Origin of the sequence: Microvirga tunisiensis, assembly GCF_009296175.1 — a bacterium.
Lineage (GTDB): Bacteria > Pseudomonadota > Alphaproteobacteria > Rhizobiales > Beijerinckiaceae > Microvirga > Microvirga tunisiensis.
Genome location: NZ_VOSK01000939.1, coordinates 1 through 686 on the forward strand (window position 1 = coordinate 1; position 686 = coordinate 686).

The 686-nt window shown below is 58.6% G+C and carries 1 protein-coding gene and 1 pseudogene; both read left to right on the plus strand.

Translation table 11 applies throughout. The annotated features are described in order from the left end of the window. Positions 1-265, plus strand: a pseudogene (locus tag FS320_RS47475) (hypothetical protein); the annotation flags it as partial. 286 nt (positions 266-551) lie between these two features. Further along, a partial coding sequence (locus FS320_RS44610; protein ID WP_152718806.1) for a transposase occupies positions 552-686 on the plus strand: 135 nt, incomplete at its 3' end.

Here is a 686-nt window from a genome sequence, read left to right on the forward strand (position 1 = left end):
CGGAGAGAATCATCGACGATGGCGGGAGCGCCTGCACGGCGAGAGCGTGGCTCAGGCCGCGACGGCAGGGCATCAGCTAGGGAATTTTCGAGGCCCACAATCAGGCAGTATTCACCGCCCTATGACAATTGTCGTCCGCAAGGAGTCCAAGGAGGCCGAACAGCGCACAGAAACCGTGTTCGACACTGTTCGTGAAACCAAGGTCGAGGTCGAAGACGAGCGCGGCAACAGGGTCAATGGCACCGGCACGACAGAGCGCAAGTAAGCTTCAAGGCCGTATCGTGCAGTCTGGAGCACCATGCTCCGGACTGGCGAAAACCTGACCCTCACGTTATCGCTTCACCGCCCACAGTGATCCTAACGCGGTGACGGTTTGGTGTAGCCGAGACCCATGACCATCCGGCTTCCTCTGCCGAAGCCTACGCTGGATCTTCCGTCTCTCAGAGGCTGGTGAGCAATTTTATTACTCGCTTCAAGTGCTTGATTTGGAATAGCTTTCGTGAAGATTGATGAGGCGGATGCGGGGTGTGCAACGGTTGAGGAGCCCCGCTATGGATATTTGTCTCTATGCCTGCGATCTCACTGATGCCGAATGGGCACTGCTCGCGCCCCTCGTCCCCCGCAGTCATCCGGCGGGACGGCGGCAGACCTATCCGCTCCGGCGCATCGTCGATGCCATCTTCTAT